General features: G+C 67.3%; 14 protein-coding genes. 6 read left to right on the top strand and 8 right to left on the bottom strand.

Annotated elements, in window-relative coordinates; genetic code table 11:
* Positions 1-68: 68 nt before the first annotated feature.
* From ACWMMN_RS15025 to ACWMMN_RS15015, 3 genes are read right to left on the bottom strand one after another with little or no spacing between them, the layout of a single operon-like run.
* Complete coding sequence (locus ACWMMN_RS15025; RefSeq protein WP_342702947.1) at positions 69-1,520, bottom strand: short-chain fatty acid transporter; 1,452 nt, start codon at positions 1,518-1,520, stop codon at positions 69-71.
* Positions 1,521-1,545: 25 nt separating this feature from the next.
* The gene (gene lhpI, locus ACWMMN_RS15020; protein ID WP_174994092.1) at positions 1,546-2,481 is read right to left on the bottom strand and encodes a bifunctional Delta(1)-pyrroline-2-carboxylate/Delta(1)-piperideine-2-carboxylate reductase; all 936 of its coding nucleotides are present in this window, start codon (positions 2,479-2,481) and stop codon (positions 1,546-1,548) included.
* 24 nt (positions 2,482-2,505) lie between these two features.
* Positions 2,506-5,952: a molybdopterin-dependent oxidoreductase gene (locus ACWMMN_RS15015; RefSeq protein WP_486422810.1), complete on the bottom strand. Its 3,447-nt coding sequence runs from the start codon at positions 5,950-5,952 to the stop codon at positions 2,506-2,508.
* Between the two features lie 183 nt (positions 5,953-6,135).
* Here ACWMMN_RS15015 and ACWMMN_RS15010 point away from each other — a divergent pair, with 183 nt between their 5' ends.
* From ACWMMN_RS15010 to nagE, 6 genes are all read left to right on the top strand, one after another.
* On the top strand, positions 6,136-7,047 hold the full coding sequence (locus ACWMMN_RS15010) for a LysR family transcriptional regulator (RefSeq protein ID WP_059233144.1): 912 nt from the start codon (positions 6,136-6,138) through the stop codon (positions 7,045-7,047).
* A 460-nt stretch (positions 7,048-7,507) separates the two neighbouring features.
* The gene (locus ACWMMN_RS15005; RefSeq protein WP_059233145.1) at positions 7,508-8,242 is read left to right on the top strand and encodes a GntR family transcriptional regulator; all 735 of its coding nucleotides are present in this window, start codon (positions 7,508-7,510) and stop codon (positions 8,240-8,242) included.
* 96 nt (positions 8,243-8,338) lie between these two features.
* Complete coding sequence (gene nagA / locus ACWMMN_RS15000) at positions 8,339-9,442, top strand: N-acetylglucosamine-6-phosphate deacetylase (protein WP_059233146.1); 1,104 nt, start codon at positions 8,339-8,341, stop codon at positions 9,440-9,442.
* The gene (locus ACWMMN_RS14995; protein ID WP_059233147.1) at positions 9,435-10,442 is read left to right on the top strand and encodes an SIS domain-containing protein; all 1,008 of its coding nucleotides are present in this window, start codon (positions 9,435-9,437) and stop codon (positions 10,440-10,442) included. The genes nagA and ACWMMN_RS14995 overlap by 8 nt, the downstream gene beginning before the upstream one ends.
* Before the next feature lie 15 nt (positions 10,443-10,457).
* Complete coding sequence (gene ptsP / locus ACWMMN_RS14990) at positions 10,458-13,040, top strand: phosphoenolpyruvate--protein phosphotransferase (RefSeq protein WP_059233148.1); 2,583 nt, start codon at positions 10,458-10,460, stop codon at positions 13,038-13,040.
* Positions 13,041-13,127: 87 nt separating this feature from the next.
* The gene (gene nagE / locus ACWMMN_RS14985; protein ID WP_059233149.1) at positions 13,128-14,897 is read left to right on the top strand and encodes an N-acetylglucosamine-specific PTS transporter subunit IIBC; all 1,770 of its coding nucleotides are present in this window, start codon (positions 13,128-13,130) and stop codon (positions 14,895-14,897) included.
* A 149-nt stretch (positions 14,898-15,046) separates the two neighbouring features.
* Here the strand turns inward: nagE and ACWMMN_RS14980 are convergent, their stop codons facing one another.
* From ACWMMN_RS14980 to cydP, 5 genes are all read right to left on the bottom strand, one after another.
* On the bottom strand, positions 15,047-17,530 hold the full coding sequence (locus ACWMMN_RS14980) for a family 20 glycosylhydrolase (RefSeq protein ID WP_059233150.1): 2,484 nt from the start codon (positions 17,528-17,530) through the stop codon (positions 15,047-15,049).
* 562 nt (positions 17,531-18,092) lie between these two features.
* Positions 18,093-18,215 carry a cytochrome bd-I oxidase subunit CydX gene (gene cydX, locus ACWMMN_RS14975; RefSeq protein WP_059233151.1) on the bottom strand — a complete coding sequence of 41 codons (123 nt, stop codon included), beginning with the start codon at positions 18,213-18,215 and terminating at the stop codon, positions 18,093-18,095.
* Between the two features lie 60 nt (positions 18,216-18,275).
* On the bottom strand, positions 18,276-19,412 hold the full coding sequence (gene cydB / locus ACWMMN_RS14970) for a cytochrome d ubiquinol oxidase subunit II (RefSeq protein ID WP_059233152.1): 1,137 nt from the start codon (positions 19,410-19,412) through the stop codon (positions 18,276-18,278).
* Between the two features lie 31 nt (positions 19,413-19,443).
* Positions 19,444-21,024, bottom strand: coding sequence for a cytochrome ubiquinol oxidase subunit I (locus tag ACWMMN_RS14965; RefSeq protein ID WP_174916179.1), 1,581 nt, complete (start codon positions 21,022-21,024; stop codon positions 19,444-19,446).
* Complete coding sequence (gene cydP, locus ACWMMN_RS14960) at positions 21,014-21,295, bottom strand: cytochrome oxidase putative small subunit CydP (protein WP_059233154.1); 282 nt, start codon at positions 21,293-21,295, stop codon at positions 21,014-21,016. Before cydP ends, ACWMMN_RS14965 begins: the two co-directional genes overlap by 11 nt.
* Positions 21,296-21,435: the final 140 nt, after the last annotated feature.

The raw sequence follows: 21,435 nt of genomic DNA, 5'->3' as shown, positions 1-21,435 counted from the left end.
GCGCACCGCGCGCGGCACGACGGGCGTGAAGCCGGTCGATCGTCGCGATGCGATGAACCCGTTGCGCGTTACGGCATGACGGGCGGATGGTAGGCGAGTGTGCTCGCGAGCGCCCAGAGCATGAAGATCACGAGCGGCAGGTGAACCACCAGCTGCGTGAACGTGAAACCGACAATGTCGCGGGCACGCAGCCCGAGCACACCGAGTAGCGGCAGCATCCAGAACGGGTTGATCAGGTTCGGCAACGCCTCGGCTGCGTTGTAGACGGTCACGGCCCAGCCCAGATGAACCTGCAGCAGTTTCGCCGCCTCGATGACGTACGGCGCCTCGATGATCCACTTGCCGCCGCCGGACGGCACGAAGAACCCGAGCACGGCCGAATACACGCCCATCAACGCGGGAAACGACGAATGCGACGACATCGCAACGAAGAAATGGGCGAGGTGATCGGAGAGCGGCAGTCCGGCGGGCGCCGCCGCTTTCGTCAGGATGTAGGCGATTCCGCCGTACAGCGGAAACTGGATCAGCACACCCGCAACAGACGGCACCGAACGCGCGACGGCGTTGAGGAATCGCCTCGGCCGCCAGTTCAGCAGCATGCCGAGCAGCAGGAACAGAAAGTTGTACGTGTTCAGATTCGAGATCGCGATCAGCGGGTTCTTCGTCGTGAACTCGTGCCAGGCCCAGATCGCGCCGATCGCGACGATGGCGATGGTGATGAGCGGACTGTACTCGAGCCAGTCCCCCGGGCGGGTCGGACGTGCGAGCGCGGCGTGGCTTTCGTCGAGATCAATGCCCAGCTCCGCCGCGGTTTTCGCCCGCGTGTCGTTGGGCGCGGACAGATAGGCGATCAGCAGCGACACGCCGGTCAACACGACAGCCATCAGCATCGACTGCGGGAGAAAGATCGTCTCGGTGAAGGGGATGACGCCGGAGATGGCCAGCAGCGCCTTGGGCAGGCTGTCCGGATTCGCCTGCAATTGCGATGCGGATGAACTCAATCCCAGCGCCCACGTCGCACCCATCCCGAGATAGGCGGCCGCGCCCGCTGCCCGGTAATCCATGCGCAGATCGGTGCGGCGCGCCAGCGCACGGACCAGCAGGCCGCTGAAGATCAGGCTGATCGCCCAGTTGAACAGCGATGCGACGATACTGACGAGCGCAACGAACGTCACCGCTGCGCGCCCGGACGACGGCAGGCGCGCGAGCGCATCGATCAGCCTCGATGCGGGCGGCGATACCGCGACGACATAACCCGAGATGGCGACGATCGCCATCTGCATCGTGAACGGGATCAAACTCCAGAAGCCGTCGCCGAACGCAACGCCGACCCGCGTGACCGGCGCACCGACCGCCAGTGCGCCCGCCGCCACGATCACCACCGCGAGCGCGGCGAAGATATAGGCGTCCGGGAACCACTTCTCCGACCAGCGTGCCATGCCCGCGGCCATCCGCTCCAGCATGCGTTCGCGGTCAACCGCCGGCGCGTCGCCGCGCTGCACGTCCATCAGCTCTTTCATGTCGATCTCCTTGCCCGTCACGGCGTCAGTTTGTTTTTTCATATATTTGAACAGCCGCGGCCAGATCCTCCAGCGCGGTGCCGACCGCCTTGAACACGGTGCGCTGGCTGTCGTTCGTCCGCCCCCGTGCTTCGCCCCGGCACAGCGCCGTCAGCGTCCGGTTCAGGCTGTCGCGCGCAATGACGTTGCGCGCCAGCGGGCCCAGAAGGTCGCCGGATTTCTGCGGCGCCTCGTCCGTATCGACATAAATCTCCGCCTGCCGGAAGCAGTCGTCGTCCGCTTCGCGCATGCGCGGCGTAAAGCTGCCGATCAGGTCCAGGTGCGACCCCGCTGCGAGCCACTCGCCGCGGACAATCGGTTCCGTCGCCAGCGTCGCGCAGGTGACGACGTCCGCGCGACGGATGCTCTCCTCGAGGTTCGTGACGGGTGTCGCATCGAAGCCGAGCCCGGTCAGCCGCTCGACCAGTCGTGCCACCGCGTCGTGATCCCTGTCCCACACCTCGACGGCCGAGATCGGCAACTGGCTGCGATAGGCGAGCGGAACCAGGCTGCCGACCCGGCCGGCCCCCATCAGCACGAGGCGCGACGCATCCGCGCGGGCCAGATAGGTCGCGGCCAGCGCAGACGCAGCCGCGGTGCGGCGCGACGTGATTTCGTTGCCGTCCAGCTGTGCGAGCGGATTGCCGGTCCGCCCGTCATAGAGCACGTAGGTCGAGTGCAGTCCGGGCATGCCGTGTCCCGCATTGCCCGGGAAGATGTTGACCGTCTTGATGCCCAGGTAGCCGTCGTCTTCCCACGCGGGCATGATGAGCACCGTGCCTTCGTTTTCGCTGTCCGCATGGAGTGTGTGCGAATGACGCAGCGGTACATGGCAGCCGTCGATGAACGCCTGTCGCAGGCGTGCGACCAGCGATTCGAAATCCAGTGCGTCGCGTGTCGCGGCGGCGTCGAAAAATTTCATGGTGAATCTTTCCTCAAACGGGGGTTAGGCGTCGATGCTGACGTCGGTTGCCGGAATGGCCTGGCAGGCGAGGCACATGTCGGATTCATCCGGTCCATGCCCGCTCAAATGCGTGACTTCGCCCGATACGACCTTGACCGCGCAGCTCTCGCATTGCCCGACCCGGCAACCGCTCGGCAATGCGATGCCGAGACGCTCCGCGAACGACAGCAAGCTTCCGTCGCGGGGTGTCCAGGTGGCCGTGCGACGCGATCGCGTGAACTGCACCGCGTATTGCTTTGACGGATCGAGCGCCGGCCTGGACGGCGATCTGAATGCTTCCTTGAAGATGTCGAACGGCGGTACGCCGCGTTCGATCAGTCCCGACGTGATCGCCTGCATCATCGGTTCAGGGCCGCACAGATAAAATCGCGCGCGCCGCCGGATCAGGTCGTCGTCGACCACGTCGGCCGACAGATAGCCCCGCATCTGATAGTCGTGCCCCAGCGTCTCGTCGTGCGGCTGGTTGTAGCAGTTGACTACCTCGAGCTTCGGCAGGCGCCGCCTCAATGTCTCGATGCGTTCGCGGAACGCGTGAGTCGTGCTGTTCAGGTTGGCATAGAAGAGTCTCGACTCCGGCGCGCGATCCGCCTGATCCCGGATCGACTCCAGGTACGAGATGAAGGGCGTGATGCCGATGCCGCCCGCGAACATCACGACCGGCTGCCGCGATGCCGGCGGCACGACGAACGTGCCGCCGGGCGCACCGAGCAACACGGGATCCCCGACCTTGAGCGCGCCGTGGATGTGGGATGACATCGCGCCTTCGAACGCCGTGCCGTCGCGAGTCTGGCCTTTCTGGTGGCGTACCGAGATGGAGTAAGTGCGGCGATCGTCTTCGCGGGCGGCGCCCGTCAGCGAATAGGCGCGCGTCGTCCCGCCGTCGCCGAGCGACGGGATATGCACGGTCACGTGCTGGCCGGGCAAATAGTCCGGCAGCGCGCCGCCGTCCGCGGCGCGAAACGTGACGGTTCGCACGCCGCTCGCTTCGTCCCGCATCGCGGATACGACAAAATCCCGCAGGCCTTTCCACGCTCGTCGCGACGGATCGACCGACCGGTCGAGCCTGATGCGGCAACGCATGGAACGCAGCGGCGACGATCCGCTGACCGGATCGAGTTGCGTTGCCGAGGCGAGCCGGTTGAAATTGCTGTTGCCGGGCCCGCCCGCGGGGAGCGCATCCAGGCCGATTTCGTCGCAGGCTTGCCACCAGCCGTATTCGGCCACGATCACGTCGCGTGCCAGTTCCGGTACGACGCGTGCCTTGAAGCGTGCCGAGCCGTTCGTCGTTTCGATCAGGCACCAGTCGCCGTCGACGATGCCGTGTTCCGCCGCCAGTTCGTCATTGAGTTCCGCTACCGGGTACGGCGCACGGCGACGCAGGCTCGGCAGGCCGCGATGCTGGCTGTGGCAGTAGTACCCGTTCTTCATCGAGGTCAACGTACAGGGGAAGCGACGGCGGTTGTTCGACCGTGCATCCTCGCCGTGCTGCGGCGGTACGTACTGCGGAACGGGCGGGTAGCCGTGACGATGCAGTTTCTCGGAATACAGTTCGACCCGCAGCGTCTCCGTGTTGAAACCACGAATGCCGTCGGGCGTCGCCGCCGCGTACTGCCGCTCGCTTTGGGGCAGCGGCCTGACGATGCCTTCGGGATGGGCGCGCAGCGACGCGACGTCCAGCCCGAGCGGTTCGAGCACGTGATTCCATCCCGCCTCGATGCTGCCGCCGAAGAACGCGTCCTGCATGCCGAGCCGCGTGGCGAGGTCGAAGACGATGTCGTAGTCCGCACGACTCTCTCCTCTCGGCGGCACCATGCGCTGCCTGAGCTGCACGAGTTCGACCGCGCGCTCGTCGATCTCGAAGCCGAGACGCAGGCCTTCCCGTTCCCACGGTGTGTTCACGGGAAGCAGGATGTCCGCATAGCGTGACGACGGCGTCTCGAAGAGATCGCAGTGAACATGAAAGTCGAGCGCGCAGAGCGCGTCGTGCGCAACGCCGCCATCCGCCTGGGACAGCACCATGTTCGTACCGAACGCGATCAGCGCGCGTACGCGGTAGGGTTCGCCGTCGAGAATGGCGCGATAGACGTCGCGCGCCGTGACCCAGCCTTGCGATGGCGGGCCGAGCGGTCGTTCAGCGAGGCCGAGCGCTTTTGCACGTTGCTGCGGGTTCAGCATCGCGTAGCTGCTGACCGCGTTGGCCGGTTGTTTCGTCCATTCCCGATTCGAGCCGTGCGTATCGAACGCACCCGTCAACGCATACAACGTCGCAATCGAACGCTCGGTCTGAGTGGCATTGGTGTGCATGCCGACGCCCGACCATGCGTGATAGGCAATGGCCTGATGCGGCCGCAGCAGGCGGGCGGCTTCGACGATGTCGGCCGCATCGACCCCCGTGATCGTCGCCGCATGTTCCGGCGTATAGGCGTCGAGCGCTGTCGAATAGAGGTCGAAAGCCGGCGTGCATGCCACGTGCATGCCGTGCCCGGCCGAATCGCGGACCGCCACGTGGCGGACGCCGGCCATCAACAGATCGGAAGGTCGGGTCGCGGGTTCCTCTCCGGCCAGCTCCAGCCGATCGAGCGTCGCGTTCCAGTGCACGTACCGGTTGCTCGACGCGTCCCTGTCGATGTCGCGCTCGCGCAGAAACCGCCCGGTGTCGGCGCGCACGAGCAATGGGCCGTTCGTCCATTCCCGGACGAACGCATCGTCGACGTTGCCGGTCGCGATCATCTGCCGCGCGATCGCCATCGCGAGCGCGCCATCCGTCCCGGGATTGACGCGCAGCCACAGATCGGCCTCGCGTGCGAGCGCGGTTGGCCGCGGATCGACGACGATCAGCCTGGCGCCGTTGCGGCGCCCTTTTGCGATGGCGTCGGCCTGGGCGAGCCAGGTGTTGGCGGGATTGTTTCCCCACAGCACGATGAGCTCCGCATGCCGGTAATCCGCAACGGGAATGCCGCAGCCGAACGTAAAGACATGCGCGCTGTCCTTGTGCCAGTTGCAGATCTCGGTTGCATAGCAAATGTTCGGGCTCCCGAATGACCAGACGAATCGCTCGACCCAGTCGATGCTGTCGCTCATCGGCGTTCCGCTTGGCGTGGTGACGCCAAACGCGACCGACTCGGCACCGTTTTCCCGTTTGAAATGGGCGAGGCGTTCCGCGATCTCGGACAGCGCTTCATCCCAGCCGATGCGTTGCCAGCCGGGGTCGGCGGCATCCTTCGGGCGTGTGCGCCGCATCGGATACAACACGCGATTCGGGTTGTGCACGAGTTCGGGCGCGGCCTTCCCCTTCATGCACATCGCATGGCCGGTCGGATGCGTGTCGTCGGGGCGGACCTTGATCATCGTGTCGCCGCGCACGACGTTGATCGTGCCGCAGCGCGACCGGCACAGCGTGCAATAGCCCTTCTTTTCCTGCGTCTCCATCGGTTCGCATCGTCCACGTCATGTTTCCGACTATGCTAGGAAGCGAAGGCAGCCATGACAAATTCATCCTTTCGATGGTCCGATATATATTGAATCAATATCGCGACCGTCGATCTGGTGTACTGTCCGCGCCTTCGGGGCAACGCTGATCCTGCGTTGCCCGGACCTCCCGGATCCTTTCCCTTGAACACGCACATCACCCTGCGCCAGATCGAATACTTCGTCTCCGTTGCCGATACGGGGCAAATTTCGAAGTCGGCCAATCTTTGTTCGGTGTCTCAATCGTCGATGACGATCGCATTGCGGAAACTCGAGGATGCGGTCGGCGTCACGCTGCTTCTGCGTCATGCGAAAGGCGTCCGTCTGACACCGGCCGGCGAGCGGTTTCTGCGTCATGTGCAGCACGCGACGATGTCCATCGACCGCGCCGTTTCAGCCGCGCAGGAGGACCCCGAGCAAATCTCGGGGCATGTCCGTATCGGGATGACCGAAACCATCTCGGCGTATCTGATGCCGTCGCTGATGTCCGCCATTTCGCGGCGGTTCGGCAACCTGAGCGTGAGCATCGTCGAAAGCGAACGCGAAGCAATCGAGGAGATGCTGGTCGACGATCGCCTCGATATTGCGCTGCTGCTGGTGTCGAACACCGCGGAAGTCGGCGACCTGAAATACGAGACGATGCTTCGTTCGCCGCGCCGGCTGTGGACTCATCCGGATCATCCGCTGCAGGACGCCCATCGCGTCACGCTCGAAGACGTCGCGCGCGAGAACTATCTGCTGCTGGACATGGACGAGCACCTGCGAACCGTCGGCAAGTACTGGGGGAGCTACGGGATCACGCCGAACGTCTGGATGCAGAGCAAATCGATCGAGGCCGTGAGAAGCCTCGTCGCGCTCGGGCAAGGGGTGACGATACTCTCGGATCTCGTGTACCGGCCCTGGTCCCTGGAAGGAAACCGGATCAGCCGCCGCAATCTCAGCGTGACCGTGCCGACGATGGACGTCGGGGCGGTGTGGCGGCGGGGCGGAGCGACGTCGGCGCCATGCCGTGCGCTGCTGGATCTGTTCCGGTCGTGGAGAAGGACGGCCGAGTAGGAGGCGATGCGCGCGGGCGTCCGCGTCGTGCCGGATGCGGATCGGGCCGGCCGACGGCAGCGCGAGATTCGGCCGAGGTGAACGTTCGTCCTACGCCACGATTGCACGGAGTTTGCCCGCGGCCCTTCCGGCGCCGGCCGGTCCGCCTGTCCCCGTCGCACCGGCACCCCCGCCGCCGATGCATACCAGTCCGCCCAACTGGTTCTATTCCGGTCTCATATTTGCACCCGAAACCCGGCCCGGCCACGCACCGGAACTGTCCCCTTGCATACCAATCCGGGTAAATCCCTATCCTGCATCACGTTGTAAACAAAGGCTTTGCTGGTGCTAAAACGCTTGCCGGGCAAGGCTTGCGGGGATTTTCACGACGCTAATACCAGTTCGTTGACTGGTATTATGGTGGTTATATAATGCGTTCACTTTCGACGGCCCGAGGTCGTCGTCCGACACCCGGAGGCACATGGAAACCGGCTGGTCCGAACTGGCGCCCGATCCGCTCAACGATACGCCGCTCTATCTGCAGCTCGCCCGCAACCTGGCGAGCGCGATCCACGGCGGCGCGTGGCGGGCCGGCGAGGCGCTGCCGTCGGAGCGGCTGCTGTCGGTGTCGGTCGGCGTATCGCGGATCACGGCCCGCCGTGCACTGGCGCTGCTGGTCGAGCAGGGATTGATCAAGCGGGCGCGCGGGGCGGGCAGTTTCATCACGCCGCGCGTGGCCGATCCGCTGTCGCGTCTCGTCGGCTTCACCGCGAAGATGCAGCAGCGCGGCTTCGTGCCCGATTCGGTGTGGCTGTCGCGCACGCTGCGCGCCGCGAGCCGCGACGAGATCACGCGTCTCGGCCTCGCGCCGGGTGCGACGGTTGCTCGGCTCGAACGGCTGCGCCGCGCGGACGGCATCGTGATGGCGGTCGAGCACTCGACGCTGCCGGCTGCGGTGGTGCCCGATCCACAGGTGCTCGGCGCGTCGCTGTACGAATACCTCGACGCGCGCGGCATGACCGTCGTGCGTGCGTTGCAGCACTTTCGCGCGGCGAACGCGACGCACGCGATCGCGAAATGGATGGCGGTGAAGCCGGGCTCGGCACTGCTGGTGATCACGCGAATCGGCTACGGCGCCGACCAGCGCGCGATCGAAGTGAGCGAAACGTATTGCCGCGACGACTACTACGACTTCGTCGCCGAACTGAAACGCTGACGCGCGAGACTGCCCGCGCGCGGCACGCGAAGCAACGACACGAATTTGCAAATCACGACGCGGATGCACGCGTCACCAGATCATCAAGAGAACGTCATGCTGACTGGAAACATCCTCACCCCCGACGGCTGGATCTACGGATCGCTCGATAGCGAGAACGGCCGCATCACCACGCTCGACGGCAAGCCCGTCGATCCCGCGAAGAACGACGCGCCGTACATCCTGCCCGGCTTCATCGACCTGCACGTGCACGGCGGCGGCGGCGCCGACGTGATGGAAGGCGGCGACGCGATCGAGACGATCGTCCGCACGCACGCGCAGTTCGGCACGACGAGCCTGCTCGCGACGACGATGACCGCGCCGCGCGACGAACTGATGCAGGTTGTCGCGAACCTCGGCAGCGTTGCGCGTACGCGCACGCCGGGCGGCTCGCGCGTGCTCGGCGTGCACCTCGAAGGGCCGTACATCAACCCCGGCAAGCTCGGCGCGCAGCCCGACGCGGCCGTGTCGGCCGTGCTCGACGAAGTGCTGAAGTACCTGTCGATCGCGCCGATCCGCGTCGTCACGCTCGCACCGGAAATCGCGGGCCACATCGAGATCATCGGCGAGATGGCCGCGCGCGGCGTACGCGTGCAGCTCGGCCACTCGCTCGCGACCTACGACGACGCGGTCGCCGCGCTCAAGCACGGCGCATGCGGTTTCACGCACCTGTTCAACGCGATGTCGCCGCTGCACCACCGCAACCCGGGCCTCGTGGGCGCGGCGCTTGCTCACGCCGAATACGCGGAAATCATCCCCGACCTGCTGCACGTGCATCCGGGTGCGATTCGTGCCGCGCTGCGCGCGATCCCGCGCCTGTACGTCGTGACCGACAGCACGTCCGCAACGGGCATGCCCGACGGCGAATACCGGCTCGGCAGCCAGCACGTGACGAAGTGCCTCGGCGGCGTGCGGCTGGCCGACGGCACGCTTGCCGGCAGCACGCTGACGATGGACCAGGCGTTGCGCAACCTCGTATCGCTCGGCCTGCCGATTGCCGACGTGTCGAACCGGATGTCGCGCTACGCGGCCGACTACCTCGGCGTCACCGATCGCGGCCGCCTCGAGCGCGGCGCATGGGCCGACCTCGCGGTGTTCGACCGCGACCTGAACCTCACCGCGACCTACGTCGAAGGAGAATCGATTGTCGAATATGCTTAAGGAAGCGCGCGAGTCCGCCCAGGTCGTCGCCGCGCAGATCGCCGACACCTCGCGCGTCGAAGCGCTTGCCGGTCAATTGCTCGATCACCCGCCGGCCGTCGCGCTGACGGTCGCACGCGGCAGCTCGGATCACGCCGCGAGCTATTTCGCGAGCCTGACGATGAGCCGCCTCGGCGTGCCGGTCGCATCGCTGCCGATGTCGGTCGCGACGCTGCAGCAGGCGCCGCTGAAGGTGCAGGACCAGCTTGCAATCGCCTTTTCCCAGTCGGGCAAGAGCCCCGATCTCGTCAACACGATGGCCGCGCTGCGCGAAGCCGGCGCACGCACCGTTGCCGCCGTGAACGTGCTGCCGTCGCCGCTCGCCGACGCGTGCGAGCACCAGCTGCCGCTGCTCGCCGGCCCCGAACTGTCGGTCGCCGCGACGAAGAGCTATATCGCGATGCTGTCGCTGTCCGCGCAGATCGTCGCCTACTGGCAGCGCGACGCCGCGCTGATGACCGCGTTGCGCGGGCTGCCCGACGTGCTCGCGCAGGCCGGCCGGCTCGACTGGTCGCAGGCGGTTGCCGCGCTCGCGGGCGTCGAGCGGATGATCGTCATCGGCCGCGGTCTCGGCCTCGCGATCGCGCAGGAAGCCGCGCTGAAGCTGAAGGAAACGTCCGGCATCCAGGCTGAAGCGTTCTCGAGCGCCGAAGTCCGTCACGGCCCGATGGAGCTGATCGACCGCGACTATCCGCTGCTCGTGTTTGCACCGCCCGGGCCCGAGCAGGCCGGCCTGCTGCAGCTCGCCGCCGACATGCGCGCCCGCGGCGCGGCCGTGCTGCTCGCGGCGCCCGCCGGCACCCCCGGCGCGACGCTGCCGCTTGCGCAGTCCGCCCATTCGGCGCTCGACCCGATCGCCGCCATTCTTTCGTTCTACGTGATGGCGGCGGATCTCGCCGTCGCGCGCGGCCGCAATCCCGACACGCCGCGCCACCTGAACAAAGTCACCGAAACGCACTGATAGCCGAGAAAGCCGATGAGACGCGCCGAGGAGTCCCAGTTGAAGAGTCCCACCCACGATCAGATCGTCCTGCTTAGCCCCTTGACGGGGCCGATCGTCGCGCTGGCCGACGTGCCCGATCCGGTGTTCTCCGGCGGGATGTTCGGCGACGGCATCGGCATCGACCCGCTCGCGGGCAAACTCGTCGCACCGTGCGCGGGCGTCGTGTCGCATCTCGCGCGCACGGGCCACGCGGTGACGATCACGACGCCGCAAGGCGCGGAAGTGCTGCTGCACATCGGCATCGATACCGTCGAGCTGAACGGGCAGGGCTTCATCGCACACGTCGAAGCCGGCGCGCGTGTCGACGCGGGCACGCTGCTGATCGAATTCGATCAGGACGCGGTGGCGCGCAGCGCGCATTCGCTCGTGTCGGTGATCGCGATCGCGAACTCCGACGCGTTCGAGGTCGTCGACCGTGCGAGCGGTTTCGCGACCGCTGGCGAGACGCCGCTGCTCGCGTTGCGCGGCAAGGGCGCAGCCGCTGCGCAGGCGGCACAGACCGGCGCGGCGGCCATGAACGAAGTGCGCCGCGAGATCGTGCTCGCGCAGCCGGGCGGCCTGCATGCGCGGCCGGCCGCGCGTGCGCGCGAAGCCGTGCGCGGGTTCGACGCGACCGTCGACGTGCTGTTCGACGGCCGCAAGGCATCGATCGCGAGCGTCGTCGGCTTGCTCGGCCTGGGCGCCGGCGAAGGTGCGACGGTCGAACTGGTTGGCCGCGGCGCGCATGCGCAACAGGCGGTCGACGCAGTCGAGCACGAGCTGCTGCGCGAAGCGCACGGCGAAGTCGAGGAAAAGCCGGCGCGGATGACGTCGCCCGTGCCGCAGACGATCGCGCGCAACACCGGCGCGCAGATCGACCCGAACACGCTCGCCGGCGTGTGCGCGGCGCCCGGCATCGCAGTCGGCACGCTGGTGCGTCTCGACGACGCGGAAATCGTGCCGCCCGAGCAGGCTGCCGGCACGCCGGCGACGGAAAGCCGCCAGCTCGACCAGGCACTGAAGGCGGTCGACGCCGAACTCGACGAAACGGTGCGCAACGCATCGGCGCGCGGGGCGGTCGGCGAAGCGGGCATCTTCGCGGTGCATCGCGTGCTGCTCGAGGACCCGACGCTGATCGACGCAGCGCGCGACCTGATCAGCCTCGGCAAGAGCGCGGGTTTCGCGTGGCGCGCGACGATCCGCACGCAGATCGATACGCTGTCGAAGCTCGACGACGCGCTGCTCGCCGAACGCGCAGCCGACCTGCGCGACATCGAGAAGCGCGTGCTGCGTGCGCTCGGCCACACGAACGGCGCCGCGCGTGCGCTGCCCGACGAGGCCGTGCTCGCGGCCGAGGAATTCACGCCGTCCGACCTGTCGTCGCTCGATCGCCAGCGCGTGACCGCGCTCGTGATGGCGCGCGGCGGCGCGACGTCGCACGCGGCGATCATTGCGCGACAGCTCGGCATTCCGGCGCTGGTCGCGGTCGGCGATGCGCTGTACGCGATTCCCGACGGCACGCAGGTCGTCGTCGATGCGAGCGCCGGCCGGCTCGAACATGCACCGACCGCGCTCGACGTCGAACGCGCGCGGCACGAGCGCCAGCGCCTGGACGGCGTGCGCGAGGCGAACCGGCAACTCGCCGGTGAAGCCGCAGCAACGGTCGACGGCCGCGCGATCGAGGTCGCCGCGAACATCGCGACGCTCGACGATGCGAACACCGCGGTCGACAACGGCGCGGACGCGGTCGGCCTGCTGCGCACCGAACTGATGTTCATCCATCGCCAGGCTGCGCCGACGGTCGTCGAACACCAGCAGAGCTACCAGTCGATCGTCGACGCGCTGCAGGGCCGCACCGCGATCATCCGCACGCTCGACGTCGGCGCAGACAAGGAAGTCGACTACCTGACGCTGCCGCCCGAACCGAACCCGGCGCTCGGCCTGCGCGGCATCCGCCTCGCGCAGGTGCGCCCCGATCTGCTCGACGATCAATTGCAGGGCCTGCTCGCGGTGAAGCCGCTCGGCGCGGTGCGCATCCTGCTGCCGATGGTGACCGACGCGGGCGAGCTCGTGCGGCTGCGCAAGCGCATCGACGAATTCGCGCGTGCGCAGGGCCGCACCGAGCCGATCGAAGTCGGCGTGATGATCGAGGTGCCGTCGGCCGCGCTGCTGGCCGACCAGCTCGCGCAGCACGCGGATTTCCTGTCGATCGGCACCAACGACCTGACCCAATACACGCTCGCGATGGACCGCTGCCAGGCCGATCTGGCCGCGCAATCCGACGGCCTGCATCCGGCCGTGCTGCGCCTGATCGACATCGCGGTGCGCGGCGCCGCGAAGCACGGCAAGTGGGTCGGCGTGTGCGGCGCGCTCGGCGGCGATCCGCTCGCGGTGCCGGTCCTGGTGGGCCTCGGCGTGACCGAACTGTCGGTCGACCCCGTGTCGGTGCCGGGCATCAAGGCGCGTGTGCGCCGTCTCGATTACCAGTTGTGCCGTCAGCGCGCGCAGGATCTGCTCGCGCTCGATTCGGCACAGGCGGTAAGGGCAGCAAGTCGCGAGGTCTGGCCGCTCGACTGACCGTCGGCGGCAGGTTCGCGACCCGTATTACGACGAAAGCCATCAGCTCAACGACGATTAATGACGAGACAAGGATTGGAGGACTGAATGAACGGGAATCCGTTTCTGAAAATACAGGGCCTGGGCCGGGCACTGATGCTGCCGATCGCGGTACTGCCGGTCGCCGGCATCCTGCTGCGACTCGGCCAGCCGGACGTGTTCAACATCAAGATGATCGCCGATGCCGGCGGTGCGATCTTCGACAACCTGCCGCTGCTGTTCGCGATCGGCGTGGCGGTCGGCTTCGCGAAGGACAACAACGGCGTGGCAGCGCTCGCGGGCGCGATCGGCTACCTGATCGAAACCGCGATCATGAAGGACATCGATCCCAAGCTGAACATGGGCGTGCTGTCCGGGATCATCGCGGGTGTCGTCGCGGGCCTGCTGTACAACCGCTACAAGGACATCAAGCTGCCGGACTACCTCGCGTTCTTCGGCGGCAAACGGTTCGTGCCGATCATAACGGGGCTGGTCTGCGTGATACTCGGCATCGTGTTCGGGTACGTGTGGCAGCCGGTCCAGCATCTGATCGACGCGGCCGGCCAATGGCTGACGACGGCGGGCGCGATCGGGGCGTTCGTGTTCGGCTTCCTGAACCGCCTGCTGCTCGTCACGGGCCTGCACCACATCATCAACTCGCTCGCGTGGTTCGTGTTCGGCAACTTCACGCCGCCCGCCGGCGGCGAGATCGTGCACGGCGACTTGCACCGCTTCTTCGCGGGCGACCCGACCGCCGGCACCTTCATGGCCGGTTTCTTCCCGATCATGATGTTCGGCCTGCCGGCCGCGTGTCTCGCGATGTTGCACGAGGCACCGAAGGAGCGCCGCGCGATGGTCGGCGGCCTGCTGTTCTCGATGGCGCTCACGTCGTTCCTGACCGGCGTGACCGAGCCGATCGAATTCAGCTTCATGTTCCTCGCGCCGGTGCTGTACGTGATCCACGCGGTGCTGACGGGGCTGTCGCTCGCAGTCTGCCAGATCCTCGGCGTGAAGCTCGGCTTCACGTTCTCGGCCGGCGCGATCGACTACGTGCTGAACTACGGGCTGTCGACGAAGGGCTGGATCGCGATCCCGCTCGGCATCGCGTATGGCGTCGCGTACTACGGGCTGTTCCGCTTCTTCATCCGCAAGTTCAACATGGCGACGCCGGGCCGCGAGCCGGCATCGGCCGATGCGGCTGCCGAATCGTACGCATCGGGCGGCTTCGTCGCACCGGCTGCGGGCGCCGCTGCGACGGCCGCCGCACCGCGCGCGCAGCGCTACATCGCCGCACTCGGCGGCGCGGGCAACCTGTCGGTCGTCGACGCCTGCACGACGCGCCTGCGCCTGACCGTCGTCGATCCGGAGAAGGTCTCGGAGCCGGAACTGAAGTCGATCGGTGCGCGCGGCGTGCTCAAGCGCGGCGGCAACAGCGTGCAGGTGATCATCGGGCCGGAGGCCGACATCATCGCCGACGAAATGCGTGCCGCGATCGGCAGCGGCGCGACGGGTGCCGCGTCGACCGCGACGGCGGCTGCTGCGCAGCCCGTCACGGGCGCGGCCGCCGGCCCGCTCGATCCGGAGCCGGCGCGCTGGCTCGCGGTGTTCGGCGGCGCGACCAACGTCGCATCGCTCGATGCAGTGGCGACCACGCGCCTGCGCGTTGTCGTGCGCGATCCGTCGGCGGTCGATCGCGATCGCCTCGGTGCGCTCGACGTCGCCTGGGTGTCGCTCGACACGTTCCACATCGTCTGCGGCAACGCGGCCGCACGCTATGCCGAACAGCTTGGCGCGCGCCTGCCGCCGTCGGGCGGCGGCGCCGCCGTGCAACCGGCATGATGCGATGAAGCCGGCCGGATCCGCGTGGCGGATTCGGCCAGGCGGTAAAACGAAAACGGCTTGCGATGCGTCGCAAGCCGTTTTTCTTTTGGGCGGGCGAGGGGGCGATGCGTTCGCCCGCATCGCGCATCGCGCGAGCGTTCAGCCGGTCACGGATTCGTCAGCGTGAAGGTCGGCTTCCGGTAACCGACACCGGCCCGGTCGAGCTTCGGCAGCTCGCGTTGCGTGAGCAGTGTCGCGAAGCCGGCCCAGTCGCGCTGCAGCGCAGCCGTGTCGACGTGATGCGTGTCGCCGCGCTTGAAGCGCACGCCGGCCGCATACGGCAGCTCCCAGTCGGCGCGGTGCCACGCGCGCTCGGCGAGCGCGAGCAGCCGCGGATAGGCCATGTATTCGAGGAAGGTGTCGTTGCGCATCACCTCGCCCCACGCTTGCCCCTGCATGCCTTCGATGCGCGGCGCGGGCCCCGTGCCGGTCACTTCGAACGGGTTGCCGTCGCGGTCGCCCATCACTTCGGCGTTCTGCGGCAGGTTCTCCGGCGCGAGCGAGAACACCTTGTACTCGTCCGTCGCGTGCGAGCCCCAGTAGTAGCCGCGCTCGCGCGGGTTCAGCGTGTACGGGAAGTCGAAGTACAGGTAGTCGGGCAGCGCGAGCACCGTCAGGTAGCCCTTGCCGCTCAGGTCGCGTGCGCTGTCCGACGCCCCCCAGAAGATCGTGTCCCACAGCGACACCATCACGTGGCGCGTGCTGAAGTCCTGCGGCCCGTTCGCATGCTTGATGCCGTCCTGCCACGCGGCCATCGTGTCGATCCCGTTCGCGTTGACGGCCGCGCTCACCTGTTTCGCGAAACGCGTCGGCAGCTCGTCGATCGACTTGATCTCGCCGCGCTGGAGCAGCGTCGTACACGCGGGCGAACGCGCCCACGGCTTGTCCTGCGCGGCGAGATCGATGCGCCCCTTGTTCGGGTCGGTGCCGTTCAGCGGCTGGAAGCCCGCGCCGAGGAAGATGTTCTTCGCTTCGTCGCCGCCGTAGTGCCACGTCTGCAGCGGCGCCTGCGCGTCCGCGTGCATCGCCGCGATCTCGCGGATCACCTTCGACGCGAAATTGAGCGCGCCCGGCACGCACGGGTTCAGGTCGCTGCGCCGGTCGTAGAACTGCACCGTCGTCAGGTTCGTCGTGTCCTGCGGATCGAGCAGCCGGTATGCGTTCGCTTCCTGCTCGCGGCCGGCCGCATGCAGCCGCCGGTAGCGCGCTTCCATCGTCACGACGGCCGCGCGCGCATGCGCGGGCATGTCGATCTCGGGGATGATCTGCACGAAGTGCGCGGCCGCGTAGCGCACGAGCGACACGTAGTCGTCGCGCGTCAGGTAGCCGCCGCCCGAACGGTTGTCGGGGCCCGAGCCGAGCTGTGGCAGCAGGCAGCGCGTCTCGCTCGGGTCGTGGCAGCGGCGCCCGCCGATCTCGGTCAGCTCGGGCAGGCCGGGAATCTCGATGCGCCAGCCTTCGTCGTCGGACAGGTGCAGGTGCAGGCGGTTGAGCTTGTACGCGCTCATCTGGTCGATCAGGCGGCGCAGCGTCGCCGGGTGCTTGAAGTTGCGCGCGAGATCGACGTGCATCCCGCGATGGGTAAAGCGCGGCGCATCCTCGACGAGCATCGCCGGGATCGGGCCGCCGCCGGCCGGCGCGAGCGAGTAGAGCGTCTGCACGCCGTAGTAGAGGCCCGCGCGATCGTAGCCTTCGATCAGCACGCCGCGCGGCCCGATCGCGAGGCGGTAGCCGCCCGGCGTCGCGATGTCGGCCGGCAGCCGGCGCGGCGCGACGGCGCCGCGAACCGGTATGCGTGCGCCGTCGAGCCCGAGAGTCGTCGCGCGTTCGCGCAGCGCCGCGACCTGCGCGTCCGGCAGGTCCGGCAGCGCGAGCTCGACGCCGCGCAGGTCGAGCGTGCCGGGCAGCGGCTGTTCGCGCTTCACGCTCGGCAGCGCGCGGCTCGCATCCGGCCGCGCGGCCACGGGCGGCGCATTGCCGGTCGAGTTGTTCTGCGCGTCGGCCGGCAGCGATTCGACGTAGCGCAGCTCGTTGTCGGTGTCGTTGTAGCGGAGCACGGCAGGCGGTGCGCCGTCGACGACGACATACGGGCGCGGAATCACGTCGCTGTAGCGCAGCAGCCAGTATTCGGCGACGAACGGCAGCTCGAGGCGCTCGCCGGGTGCGAGCCGCACCGAGCCCGGCTGCGGCGTCAGTTCGTACAGGTCGCCGGTGAGCCGCCGCAGCGCGAAGCCCGGACGGTCGATCCGCAGCAGCCGGCGGATGCTGTGCAGGTAGAGCTTCCAGCCACCGTCGGCGATCGCCTGGTGGCCGCGGTTCTGCAGGATCAGGCGGCCCGTCGCGCAGGCCGCGCCGTCGGCGCCGAGATCGGCGCACGGCACGCCGGCCGTGCCCGCGTGGTTGTTGTCGACGGCGACGCGCAACGCGAGGCCGTTCGACAGCAGCGCCGCGAGGCTGGCGGCTTGCGCGGTGGCCAGCGCGGTGCCGGCGGTCGCGCCGGAGGCGGCCGGCGCCGGTTGGGCCGCAATCGCGGCTGGCGACAGCACCGCGATCAGCAGACTTGCAAGAAGGGATGGCAAGGTACGCTTCATTCGAACTCCTGAAAAAAAGGGGGCCTGGCGGCGTCGTGGGGCGACGTCGCGGCGTTCGGGTCTTTCAATGGAGCTGCGGGAGATACCGGCACGCGTGGCGATGCGACTGCACCGCGCGCCATCTGCACGCGGAGGCGTGCGTTACGGAACGGGAGGCGGGCACGCGTGCCGATCGGATCGGCGCGGCGGTGTGCGCATGATCATCGGTGCCCCGCCGCAATTGCCGCGGCGGCAAGCCGACCGCAGTCGGCCCGGTTCGGCCGGCCGCGCACGAGCGCGAGCGCGACGGCGGACACCGCCGTACGCGGACGTCGACATGGCGCGCCGGCGCGCGCCACACACGGGATTCGCATGTCTCCCCCACCCAGAAGGAATCGGCCTGTCAGCGGCCGTGTCCAAAGATCTTATGAAACCTTTTATTGGTATTCAAGTGGTATCAATCTGGCGCTAAATTGGCATCGGCTCCCGGCACCTGTCCGGCGGGGCCGGACGAAAAAAAACCTCGCGCGAGGCGAGGTTCGTTCCGGACGGCGGCCGCGCGATCGGCCGCGCGCGCCGGGCGTCAGTCGCGGCGTGCGCGCACGGGCGCTTCCTGCGCCTTCTGCCGCGCTTCGAGCCACATCGCGTTGACGATGCCGAACGACAGCGCGACGCCGATACCGAGAATCCAGCTGAAATACCACATGGTCCGACTCCTTGCGAAACGGTGGGCGAGGGCGCGTGCGCCCCGGCCCGGTTCAATGCATCAATACATCGAGTGCTTGTTCTCTTCGAGCGTCTGGTGCGTGACCTTGCCGCGCATCACGCGATACACCCAGCTCGTGTAGATCAGGATGAGCGGCAGGAACACGATCACCGCGAACAGCATCACCTGCAGCGTCATGTGGCTCGACGTCGAATCCCACACGGTCAGGCTGCTGCGCGGGTCGAGCGACGACGGCATGATGAACGGGAACATCGAGAAGCCCGCGGTCAGGATCACGCCGACGATCATCAGGCCCGTACAGAAGAACGCCGTCTTCTCCTGCTTCGAGCCGGCGAGCAGCAGCGCGAGCACGCCGCCTGCGATCCCGACGACAGGCGCCGCGATCATCCACGGGAATTCGCTGTAGTTCGCGAGCCACAGGCCCGAGCCGGCGGCGACGTCCTTGAGCAGCGGGTTCGCGACGGTGTCGGTCGGTGCGGCGTGGGTGATGTGGAAGCCGCCGATATAAGACGCCACCAGCACGCCGGCCAGCACGAACAGCACGACCGCGAGGAACGACGCCGCGCGCAGTGCGATCGAGGCGCGGCGCGCGATCACGCCGTCGGTCTTCATCTTGATGAACGCGGCGCCGTGCGCGACGAGCATCGTGAGGCTGACGAGCCCGCACAGCAGCGCGAACGGGTTCAGCAGCGCCCAGAAGCTGCCGTAGTAGGTCACGCGCAGGTCGCTGTCGAACTTGAACGGCACGCCCTGCAGCAGGTTGCCGAACGCGACGCCGAACACGAGCGCCGGCACGAAGCCGCCGATGAACAGGCCCCAGTCCCAGCCCGCGCGCCAGCGCGGGTCCGGCCGCTTGCTGCGGTAGTCGAAGCCCACGGGCCGGAAGAACAGCGCGAACAGCACGAGCAGCATCGCGAAGTAGAAGCCGGAGAACGACGCCGCGTAGACGAGCGGCCAGGCGGCGAACATCGCGCCGCCGGCCGTGATCAGCCACACCTGGTTGCCTTCCCACGTTGCGCCGACGGTGTTGACGATGATGCGGCGCTCTTCGTCGGTCTTGCCGAGGAACGGCAGCAGCGCGGTCGCGCCCATGTCGAAGCCGTCGGTGACGGCGAAGCCGATCAGCAGCACGCCGACGAGCAGCCACCAGATCAGCTTGAGAGTTGCATAGTCCATAGCGATTCCTTGTTCCGTTTCAGGTGCGTGCTCACGCCGGGGCGCGCTCGCTGGCGGCTGCGATTTCGTGGTGATAGCGGCCGGTATGCAGCGACGACGGGCCGAGGCGCGCGTACTTGAACATCAGCTTGATCTCGATGACGAACAGCGCCGTATAGAACAGGATGAAGCCCGCGAGGCTCAGGTACAGGTCGCTCGGCTGCAGGCTCGACGCGGACAGGTGCGTCGGCAGTACGCCGGCGATCGTCCACGGCTGGCGGCCGAGCTCGGCGACGATCCAGCCGAATTCGATCGCGATCCACGGCAGCGGGATCGCCCACACCGCATAGCGCAGGAACCAGCGGCGGTTGTCCTGCAGCAGTTCGCGGCGCGCGCAGAACCAGAACGCGGCGATGAACGTCGCGACGAACAGGAAGCCGAGGGCCACCATGATCCGGAACGAGAAGAACACGGGCGCGACCGGCGGGATCGTCTTCTTCGCGGCGGCCTTGATCTGCTCGGGCGTCGCATCGACCACGTTCGGCGTGAACTGCTTGAGCATCAGCCCGTAGCCGAGATACTGCTTGTGCTGGTCGAACAGCGCGCGGGTCGCGTCGCTCGTGTCGCCCTGCTTGATCTTCTGCAGCGCGCCGTACGCGACCATCCCGCTCTGGATGTGCTCCTCGCTGTGCTTCGCGAGCTCGCGCAGGCCGATCACCGGTTCGTCGATCGAGCGCGTCGCGATCAGGCCGAGCGCGTACGGGATCTTGATCGCGTAGTCGGTGCGCTGTGCTTCCTGGTTCGGAATGCCGATCAGCGTGAACGATGCTGGCGCCGGCTGCGTTTCCCATTCGGATTCGATCGCGGCGAGCTTCATCTTCTGCACTTCGCCGGTCGTATAGCCCGATTCGTCGCCGAGCACGATCACGCACAGCGTCGCTGCGAGGCCGAAGCCGGCCGCGACCGCGAACGAGCGCAGCGCGAAGTCGACGTCGCGCTTCTTCAGCAGGTACCACGACGACACGCCGAGCACGAACATCGCCGCCGACACGTAGCCGGCCGACACCGTGTGCACGAACTTCACCTGCGCGACCGGGTTGAACAGCACGTCGAACAGGCTCGTCATCTCCATGCGCATCGTCTGGTAGTTGAACTCGGCGCCGACCGGGTTGTTCATCCAGCCGTTCGCGACGAGGATCCACAGCGCGGACAGGTTCGAGCCCAGCGCGACGAGGAACGTGACCATCAGGTGCTTGACCTTCGACAGGCGGTTCCAGCCGAAGAAGAACAGGCCGACGAATGTCGATTCGAGGAAGAACGCCATCAGGCCTTCGACCGCGAGCGGCACGCCGAAGATGTCGCCGACATAGTGCGAGTAGTACGACCAGTTCGTACCGAACTGGAATTCGAGCGTGATGCCGGTGGTCACGCCCATCGCGAAGTTGATGCCGAACAGCTTGCCCCAGAACTGGGTCATGTCCTTGTAGACCTGTTTGCCGGTCATCACGTAGACGGCTTCCATGATGACGAGCAGCCAGGACAGGCCGAGCGTCAACGGCACAAACAGGAAATGGTAGAGCGCCGTGATGCCGAACTGCAGACGTGACAGATCGACGACTTCGCTACTTATCATGGTGGTCTCCCTCGGTGGATGCAGGCGCCGGTACCGAGAGCAGCTTCTCGGCGACGGCGGCAGGCGGAAGCGACATGTGCTCGGCCTGCGGATGATTGAAGAATGCGTATTTGAGCGACATCAGGAGGATCAGCTTGACGATCAGCACCAGGGTGATGTCGCGGGCGAGGGTCGGTCCGCGTGCCCACGCGGCGATGCGCGCGCGCCAGCCGATCGTGCGGGCCGGCCGCGGGGGGGACGGCGGCGCAGGCTCTTTATTGATCGAGATCAAGGCGATTATCCTGAATCGATTTAGGTCGGATTTGGGGCGACTTTACGTCGGATTTATGACGGCCGTGAAGCTGTTTTAATCCTTTTGCGCCGGACATGCCAATTTTAAAAGGACGGCTTTCCGATGCCGAGTGCTGCGCT

Source organism: Burkholderia cepacia complex sp. TUM26381, from assembly GCF_057439935.1.
This window is presented reverse-complemented; position numbering and strand designations above follow the sequence as displayed.

What these genes read in the sequence shown, in the direction of transcription:
- ACWMMN_RS15025 (WP_342702947.1), bottom strand. Translation starts at nt 1,520, where the DNA reads ATGAAAGAGCTGATGGACGTGCAGCGCGGCGACGCGCCGGCGGTTGAC.
- lhpI (WP_174994092.1), bottom strand. Translation starts at nt 2,481, where the DNA reads ATGAAATTTTTCGACGCCGCCGCGACACGCGACGCACTGGATTTCGAA.
- ACWMMN_RS15015 (WP_486422810.1), bottom strand. Translation starts at nt 5,952, where the DNA reads ATGGAGACGCAGGAAAAGAAGGGCTATTGCACGCTGTGCCGGTCGCGC.
- ACWMMN_RS15005 (WP_059233145.1), top strand. Translation starts at nt 7,508, where the DNA reads ATGGAAACCGGCTGGTCCGAACTGGCGCCCGATCCGCTCAACGATACG.
- nagA (WP_059233146.1), top strand. Translation starts at nt 8,339, where the DNA reads ATGCTGACTGGAAACATCCTCACCCCCGACGGCTGGATCTACGGATCG.
- ACWMMN_RS14995 (WP_059233147.1), top strand. Translation starts at nt 9,435, where the DNA reads ATGCTTAAGGAAGCGCGCGAGTCCGCCCAGGTCGTCGCCGCGCAGATC.
- ptsP (WP_059233148.1), top strand. Translation starts at nt 10,458, where the DNA reads ATGAGACGCGCCGAGGAGTCCCAGTTGAAGAGTCCCACCCACGATCAG.
- nagE (WP_059233149.1), top strand. Translation starts at nt 13,128, where the DNA reads ATGAACGGGAATCCGTTTCTGAAAATACAGGGCCTGGGCCGGGCACTG.
- ACWMMN_RS14980 (WP_059233150.1), bottom strand. Translation starts at nt 17,530, where the DNA reads ATGAAGCGTACCTTGCCATCCCTTCTTGCAAGTCTGCTGATCGCGGTG.
- cydX (WP_059233151.1), bottom strand. Translation starts at nt 18,215, where the DNA reads ATGTGGTATTTCAGCTGGATTCTCGGTATCGGCGTCGCGCTGTCGTTC.
- cydB (WP_059233152.1), bottom strand. Translation starts at nt 19,412, where the DNA reads ATGGACTATGCAACTCTCAAGCTGATCTGGTGGCTGCTCGTCGGCGTG.
- ACWMMN_RS14965 (WP_174916179.1), bottom strand. Translation starts at nt 21,024, where the DNA reads ATGATAAGTAGCGAAGTCGTCGATCTGTCACGTCTGCAGTTCGGCATC.